The organism is Methylotenera sp. (genome assembly GCF_029945705.1).
GTDB lineage: Bacteria > Pseudomonadota > Gammaproteobacteria > Burkholderiales > Methylophilaceae > Methylotenera.
Genome location: NZ_JAQSDC010000040.1, coordinates 109,058 through 116,245, shown reverse-complemented (window position 1 = coordinate 116,245; position 7,188 = coordinate 109,058). Strand labels below are relative to the sequence as shown.

Annotated in this window: 7 protein-coding genes; 1 reads left to right on the top strand and 6 read right to left on the bottom strand. The window is 39.7% G+C overall.

Annotated elements, in window-relative coordinates:
• Positions 1-8 precede the first annotated feature (8 nt).
• The 3 genes from PSU78_RS08880 to PSU78_RS08870 all read right to left on the bottom strand — a co-directional run bounded on the left by PSU78_RS08880 (position 9) and on the right by PSU78_RS08870 (position 2,305).
• A complete protein-coding gene (locus tag PSU78_RS08880; protein WP_300387157.1) occupies positions 9-374 on the bottom strand; it encodes a hypothetical protein in 366 nt (121 codons plus the stop codon).
• 287 nt (positions 375-661) lie between these two features.
• Entirely contained in the window at positions 662-889 is a 228-nt protein-coding gene (locus tag PSU78_RS08875; RefSeq protein ID WP_300387155.1) for a hypothetical protein, read from the bottom strand.
• A gap of 153 nt (positions 890-1,042) precedes the next feature.
• Positions 1,043-2,305: an OmpP1/FadL family transporter gene (locus PSU78_RS08870; RefSeq protein WP_300387153.1), complete on the bottom strand. Its 1,263-nt coding sequence runs from the start codon at positions 2,303-2,305 to the stop codon at positions 1,043-1,045.
• 235 nt (positions 2,306-2,540) lie between these two features.
• Between PSU78_RS08870 and PSU78_RS08865 the strand changes: the two genes are divergently transcribed.
• A complete protein-coding gene (locus tag PSU78_RS08865; RefSeq protein ID WP_300387151.1) occupies positions 2,541-3,440 on the top strand; it encodes a crotonase/enoyl-CoA hydratase family protein in 900 nt (299 codons plus the stop codon).
• On the opposite strand, the gene PSU78_RS08860 is transcribed toward PSU78_RS08865, so the two are convergent.
• Genes PSU78_RS08860 through PSU78_RS08850 form a run of 3 tightly spaced genes read right to left on the bottom strand, consistent with a single transcriptional unit; the run spans position 3,441 to position 7,185 of the window.
• Positions 3,441-5,645 carry an ATP-binding protein gene (locus tag PSU78_RS08860; RefSeq protein WP_300387149.1) on the bottom strand — a complete coding sequence of 735 codons (2,205 nt, stop codon included), beginning with the start codon at positions 5,643-5,645 and terminating at the stop codon, positions 3,441-3,443.
• 4 nt (positions 5,646-5,649) lie between these two features.
• The gene (locus tag PSU78_RS08855; RefSeq protein ID WP_300387147.1) at positions 5,650-6,096 is read right to left on the bottom strand and encodes a response regulator; all 447 of its coding nucleotides are present in this window, start codon (positions 6,094-6,096) and stop codon (positions 5,650-5,652) included.
• Between the two features lie 12 nt (positions 6,097-6,108).
• Positions 6,109-7,185, bottom strand: a complete 1,077-nt coding sequence (locus tag PSU78_RS08850; protein WP_300387145.1) for an HD domain-containing phosphohydrolase — start codon at positions 7,183-7,185, stop codon at positions 6,109-6,111.
• Between the last annotated feature and the right edge of the window lie 3 nt (positions 7,186-7,188).

The following is a 7,188-nucleotide window of genomic DNA, read 5'->3' as shown; positions in this document are numbered from 1 at the left end:
ATCAGCGGTCACGTTGGACCGTTTTTACTGGTCACGATGGGCCATAATACCCAATTGCCAATACTTGCAGTTTCTACAGTAGCGCCATCTTGTAATTCATGAACAAGCGAAACAATCGCAGTCGTTGGAAAGTAAACATACTGGATGTGACTATTCAATCCGTGTATGACCTCACCGAGTGACATTGGCACTAATTCCAAATGAGGTAATAGGCGATTAAATTCAGGAGTAGACAATGCTGCGAGCAAGTGATTTTGTAACGGGCTGTGCAGTTTGCACATCATTGCGTTAGTGTCTTGTCTTGTAACACTTAGTCTTGGTAATGCAATTTTTGGTGATGCAATTGTTGCAAATGACATAGTAGCAGTGTTCATGATTAGTCCTTATTTAAGTACCATGACGCTATTGTTGTACAGTGCACATATAAAAAAAAGTTAGGTTTACCTTATTCTATTGTCAGAATATTCTCACAAACTGCTTCACTTCAGCTTTGTGAAGTAATGGTGAGCGCTCGCCTTACTCATAATCCTTTGCTGCGGTGTTCGACTAACTGGGGCACCAAAATACAAAAGCTCACATATGTGAGCTTTTGTATTGTTGAATCGGAAGTTATAGTAGTTTCCGTTATAGAAAGTCTTATGACTCTATCTATGAAAGTAGCTTAATCAAAATCATCTGCATCATGTGAAACTAACTTATTCGTTGGCATTGTTTTCTCTGACTCATAGCCAGCGTTCTCGAGTTTCACTCGATATTCACATGAAGAAAGATGACCATCCAGTCTGCCGTTGATAGTCGTGGTTTCTTCCTTACAGTGAACGCAGCGATAGCGGTGCATTTGGCCTTCTATGTGCTCTTGAGGGTAGTCTATATAAAATAGTTTTTTCATTACTGAACTCCCTATGCTGAACAATAATCTGTAATGTTTAGTATAACCATTAAACTATAAAAAAGTATTTTGGTTAATAGATATTGATGTTAAGAAAACTTAATCTATAAATAATAAGTCTACGTGTGCGAACTCATTATTGACTTATTGCAATTAAAAATTGTATGTGTATTGGAAGCTCAAAATATCGACACTACCGTCATAGCTTCCAATTAAGTCACCTTTTCTTCCTAAAGCAGGTGTATTTTGTTTGTCAGAAATTGAGGCATCATTAATAAACAAATGGGCGTAGCCAACATCAAGTTTGGAGCTTGGCGTCACTTGCCAGCCAGCGCCTAGTGAGAGCCATTTTCTATCGTTACCCGGAATTCTAGCTGTGCGATATTGGTCATTAACAGCTTCTTGGTCATAGGCTAAGCCAGCACGCAATTTAATAGTGTCACTGTAATGATAGTTTGCGCCGATTGAGTAGCGTAAGGTGTTATCCCAATTCTCAGTTGTAGGTATACCAAGAGTTGTGCCATTACTTCTAATGACAGCTAGTTCTTGAAATTGGCTCCAACGAGTCCACGTTAAATCACCCATTAAATCCCATTTGTCATTTAGTCTACTAAATGCGCTAACAGAAAGTGACTCTGGAAGTGTAATGTTCGCAGTAACGTCACCATTAGGTGTTTGGACGTTAGAGATTGAAAACTGAACATCTCCATCCAAGTGCTCTTCTACTTTTGATCGATATGCAATACTCAATCGAGTATCTTGAGTTGCTTGGTAAATTGCACCAAGGTTAAAACCGAACCCCCAATCATCCCCTTTAACTTTAGATGTTCTTTCAGACGTAACTAAGTTTACTGCGCTTGTCAGTTCAGCTTGAGCCCACATAGCAGAAACTCCTGCGCCGATTGATAATTGATCGTTAAGCTTAAATGCAATTGCAGGATTAATATTGACCGTTTTAAGTTCAGACTTGATCGCTTGAAAACGCCCGATCCAGTCTTTATCGTATTCAGTTTTAAGGCCAAATGGAGCATTTACACCTAAGCCAAGTTTCACAGTGTCGGTTAAATCCATTTTATAGTAAAAATTAGGCACTACAGATAAGTCGCCTGCATCTCCGCCAGATCCTCCTAAAGGTCTGCTAGGAAAGGGACCTGCGCCAGCACCAGCACCAGCACCATTATTATTAAATTCAGCACTAGGTTTGATTAGGTGAATGGCGCCAACTAATTGAGTTCCTTCTATATAGGTCATGCCTGCTGGATTGAAGAATATCGTGCTGGCATCTTCTGCTATGGCACCACCGCCCGCAAAGGCATTTCCCATGCCGCTGGCACTTTGTTCAATTAGTGCGAAGCCAGCGGCTTGCGATGCGATTGGCGCAGAGAGGATCACAAAGGATAGTAATATTTTTTTCATAATTATATTTTTGTAATGACTGGATTAATAATAATCAAAAAAATAACACAACAAGATACTTTTTGATACAAATTTGTTACAAGGAAGCTAATCAGATCTTGTTGCAATTACCCAACAAATCTAAGCCAAATTTTTTTATTAAATAAAATCATTTACTTGAGACGGTAATTTTTTAAGCCTATAGTTGTGTCAGTAGTTTTTTAATTCACATCAATGATAATTTAAGGGGCTTAATATGAATACTATTGTAGATTTTCAACAATTTAATAATGCTACATTAGAACAAGTAAGAACGAGTTATGAAGAAGAATTTGGTGTAATGACTTACTACATGAACCCTGCTCCTAGGCCCTGTTTTAATAAAATCTGCATGACAGAGTTGCATCAAAGCCAGTCAAGCTTAGAAAAAATGCAGGGTCAATTTATTGATAATGGTGAAGTTAAAAAAGCAAACTATTTAGTGTTAGCCTCTGACGTGCCTGGCGTTTTTAACTTAGGCGGTGATTTATTTGTATTTGGAGATTTAATTAGAGCAAAAGCTCGCGATCATTTATTAAGTTATGCGAGATTATGTATTAGTAATGTTTGGACCTTTTATAACATGCAGGCACCTGTGACAACCATTTCATTAGTGCAAGGTCAGGCGATGGGAGGTGGCTTCGAAGCTGCGTTAGCTGCACATGTTCTGGTGGCAGAAAAGAGTGCGGTGATGGGATTGCCTGAAGTTTTGTTTAATCTATTCCCAGGTATGGGGGCCTTGAGTTTTCTGTCACGTAAAATTGGTATGCCTGCGGCAGAAAAAATGGTGCGTTCTGGAAAAATATATACTGGCGAAGAGCTTTATCTTATGGGCGTAGTGGATGTGCTTGCAGAGGATGGTCAAGGTAAGTATGCGTTAGATACTTGGATTAAAAAGAATCATCGCTCTTTAAATTCTTTCCAAGCGATTAACAAAGCTAAACAGCGGGTAAATCCGCTTACGTTTGAAGAGTTAAATGACATTGTTGAAATATGGGTAGATGCCGCTTTACGTTTAGATGAGCGTAACCTAAAAGTAATGGAGCGTTTGGTACGTGCACAGAATTCAAAAACTAGCGCAGAGGTAACGCCAATATTTGAAAAACAGTCTGCTTAATTATTTATTTAAGGCTACTTCAGGATTCCTAAGGTAGCCTTCTATGGCAACCGACAGCAGCGAGAAATCATTATTCAGCAATTCCAGCATTTCATTCACTTGTGAGATATGAGTTAACGAACTTAATTTCCCAAACTTCTCTACAGTGGCAGCTAGTTGAATTGCCCCAACACTTAAACTGTTGCCTTTAAGCGCGTGACACAAGTCCTGTAATGCGCCAAATTGCTTGTTCTTTGCTGCAGTTTCGATTTTAACAATCTGCTTGGTTGAATCAGATAAATAGTTGCGTAGAAGTCTATGCATGAACAAGTCGTCACCCGCACCTATTTTTTCTAATTCTCTTAAGGTATCTAAGTCTAACGACGTGCTGTTAGTTTCGAATCTAGAGTTAAGATCAATGTTGCCATTGAGCGCATTTTTCATCCATTGCGTTGTGGTATTAGGCGGTAAGTTAAAAATACGCTCGATAGTGTTAAACAAAGTAGCAGCATCAATAGGCTTAGTTAAAAATGCATCAAAGCTAGCCTCGGTAGCCATTTCTCTGGCAGATAGTGTAGCGTCAGCAGTAAATAGTATAAAACGCGTATCTTGGTCATCAGGTTGGGTGAATCGATAAAGCTTCAATGCATCTGCACCATTCATGCCAGACATATTTAAATCTGTAATCACAAGATCAAATTTATTTTGCTCTAAAGCATCCAACATTTCGTCGGCATTGCTGACTAGATTAACGTGGTGTCCAGGCAGCGTTAGTAAGCGCGTGATGATTTTTTGGTTAGTGCTTTCATCCTCACATACTAAAATTTTAAGCAATTTTGAAGGGGTATTGATTTGAACTTTGTCTACAGACCCAATCGCTTCAACAGTAGATTTCCCTAAGTTTGATTCTGTTGAACTCGTTTTGTCTAGGGATACGCTTTGATGTTGTGTTTTCTCTAGTGAGAGCACAAACCAAAAGTGACTACCAACACCTTCTGTACTTTGAAAGCAAAGTGCGCCGCCCATCTCTTCAACCATATGTTTTGCTATGGTAAGCCCTAATCCGCTACCGCCAAACTTACGCGTTGTTGATGCATCGGCCTGAGTGAAGCTTTCAAATACTTTATTTTGCTTGTCTGCAGGGATTCCAATTCCCGTATCAGCAATTTCAAAACGTACCGTTGATTTAGCTAAATCATCTTGCAAGAGGGTAGCGGAAATTGTCACGCTACCCTCTTGCGTAAACTTAATTGCATTGCCAAGTAAATTGGCTAACACTTGCCGTAATACAAAGGCATCACCATTAAGGGTTGTCAGTGAATCAGAGACGCTAGCACCTAATTGGATACCTTTTGCCTTCGCGTGGGCGCTAAAAATTTCTAATGTTTCATATATAGCCTCTTTAGGTGAAAAGGCAATATTTTCAACTGTAAATTTACGCTCTTCAATTTTAGTAAAGTCTAGAACATTGTTGAGTAATGAAAGCAATAGCTTGGATGAGCCTTCTAGTGTTTTCAGTAAATCTTGCTGATCAGCGTTCATTGGCGTTGTTTTAAGTAATGTGCTGATTCCAATAATGCCGTTGAGTGGTGTGCGAATTTCGTGACTCATGTTGGCAACAAATTGGGTTTTGGCTAGATTAGCTTCCGCCGCTCTTAAGCTCTCAGTTTCAGCTTTTTGTCTTGCCTCATGCATCCGTTCAATCAGCTTGGCTACATATAAAGGTAGTGCGATTAACATTAACAGAAAGCCGTATACAATCGGCTGGTGAAGCCCCCAAAAAGGGTTCACTTGAGTAGCAATTAGAAAACCTAAAATACTAATGACCTGAGCATGATAGAGGTAGTTTTTACCAAATCTAAAGCCATTTCCAAAAGTCACCCACAGATAAACGCCGATCAACACTACACCAATATCTCCAGAAAGCGCCAAGAATGATGATGTGCCGATGACATCTAACCAAGCGCCAAATAGCCTTCTAATTCCAGACGGCTTTTTACTCGTACTGACGGCAAGCAGCAGCAGCAGCGCGGCTACTTCAAAAACAATTAAGCAATAAAACCCTTCCATTTCACCTTGGCTAATAGATTTGCTAATAAAAAACGAAATGAGTAGATATAACGTAAATGTAGTGCCTATTGCTAATCTGGTAATTGCTTGTTCAAGCTCTAAAGGGTCGCAATGTACAGTAGAGTTTTTGTGCCAATTTTTAAAAGGTGTCAGCATGTTTTTACTTTGACTCCAACAGAGCACTGTTATAGTGATCTCTGCTTTCCTCTAGTAAGTTTTTAGCAATACGAGCTAACTCTTGTGTTTGTGCTGGCTTGGTCAAACAAGCCGAAACACCTGCGGCAATGAGCTCTTGATGTGTGGTTTGATCTTTAATGGCGGTGACAACAATAATGGAGTGGCATAGCTCATTACAAGCATTTTTAATAGCTTGTACAAACTGCATGCCATCCATTTGATGCATACGAAAGTCGGTAATAATCAAATCCACTTGTTTATTTTGCATCCATTCCAAGGCCTCAACTGGGTCGGTCATTTTTACAATTTTGAGATCCATTTTTAGAGATTTCAAAATTGCTGCATGAATATCCAATACAATTGACTGGTCATCAATGAGTAAAGCTGTTTGCCTAAATTTTCTGGCGCTTCTGATGCTGCTAACACTCATTTATTTCAGTAGTTATAGCGGTTCTGAAGAAGTTGAATTCTCAGAATAAATTTTTTCAAAAACAGATCTTGCTTTAATCATGGCATTTACCAATTCTGGATCAAAGTGTTTTCCACTTTCATCACATATATATTGATAAGCTTGCTCAAAACTCCATGCTTTCTTATATGGGCGAGTACTGGTCAAGGCGTCGAAGACATCTGCAATCGCTACAATTCGGGCAGAAAGTGGAATGTCCTCGCCTTTAAGGCCATTTGGATAGCCTGAGCCATCATAGCGTTCATGGTGCGACAGGGCAATTTCGCCGCCTTTTTGCAGGTATTTAGACGGACTATCTTCCAAAATTTTAAATCCAACATGAGGGTGTTTGCGCATGACTTGTAGTTCATCGTCGTCGAAAGGGCCTTTTTTTAGCAAGATAAGGTCTGGTGTTCCAATTTTACCAATATCATGCAAAGGTGCAGCAAGCTCAATAATTTCAGCTTCATCTTCATCTAGACCAATCGCATCTGCTAGTGCTCTGCTGTATAAAGACATGCGCTGTAAATGCAAAGCGGTATCATAATCTTTGTGTTCACCGGCACGCGCGAGTCGCATCAATGTTTCTTTTTCACGTGCTTTAATGTCTGCTGTCGCTTCAGTGACCAAGCTTTCAAGCAGGATACTTTTGTTCTGTAGCGTAATGTGCTGAATATGCATCGTCAGCAAATTTTTACTGCGCGCTACACATTCGTGCATATCAACAGGTTTATTGATAAAGTCTGTTACTCCAGCATCTAGGGCGGTGTAGCGAGTTTCGGCGTCTTTTTTAATCGTGATCATCATCACTGGCACTGCTGCATATTCCGGAAGCTTCTTAAGTAAACGCACAAACTCGATACCATTCATTTCAGGCATTAAGTAATCTACAAATACTAGATCTGCAACATGCTCTTGCGCCCATTCTAACGCTTGTTCAGGACTACTTTTTTCAGCGACTGTGATCTTAGGGTTGATACTTTTTACTACCTGCGCAAGTATCGCTCGGCTGGTCGATTGGTCATCAACAATGAGTACTGAGGAGTCGTCAAATGATTGTATGTTTATCACTAA